General features: G+C 37.8%; 1 protein-coding gene. It reads left to right on the top strand.

Annotated elements, in window-relative coordinates; translation table 11 throughout:
• Window positions 1-172: 172 nt before the first annotated feature.
• The coding region (locus QVO99_RS01445) for an Abi family protein (protein WP_288176854.1) at window positions 173-629 on the top strand (457 nt) is incomplete at its 3' end.

Genomic DNA, 629 nt, shown 5'->3' with positions numbered 1-629 from the left:
GTTTGATTTAACATTATCAAACATAAATATGTCAAAGAATTCCACTTTTGTGTGATTTTTCTTTCTAAAAAGTTTGTATTATCAATGATTATTCGTATCTTTGCAGCACGAGAACCCGCCAAGCCTCTCAACGATGCTCAAATGTGCGGGTCGTTTTTGTTTTTATAGGTATATGGCAACAAAAATTCCGTTCATAAAAACATACTCCACACCCCAAGAGTTAGTACAACTACTCAAAACAAGAGGTATGGAGATAACCGATGAAGAAAAGGCTCAGCATTATCTTTCCCACATCGGTTACTATCGTTTGTCTGCCTATATGTACCCATTGCTTTCCATTCCCAAGGAGCAACATCTATTCAAGCGAGGAGTATCTTTCGGTAAGGTTATGATGTTGTATCGCTTTGACAAGAAGCTACGCCTACTTTTATTCAATGAAATTGAAAAGATAGAGGTCGCAGTGCGTTGTGCAATCGTGAACTTTGGAACGGAAATGACAGGCAACCCTTTTTGGATGACTGATGCCAACAATTTCTCAAATCCGTCCAAGTTCAATCGCTCTATACATCTTATAGAAGATGAACTGAACCATACAAAAGAGGATTTCATCAACCATTTCAAAGAGACAT

Origin of the sequence: Prevotella sp. CAG:592 (genome assembly GCF_000436015.1) — a bacterium.
In the GTDB taxonomy this organism is placed as follows: domain Bacteria; phylum Bacteroidota; class Bacteroidia; order Bacteroidales; family Bacteroidaceae; genus Prevotella; species Prevotella pectinovora.
The sequence above is the reverse complement of the archived record's forward strand: the minus strand, read 5'-3'. Positions and strand labels throughout refer to the sequence as shown.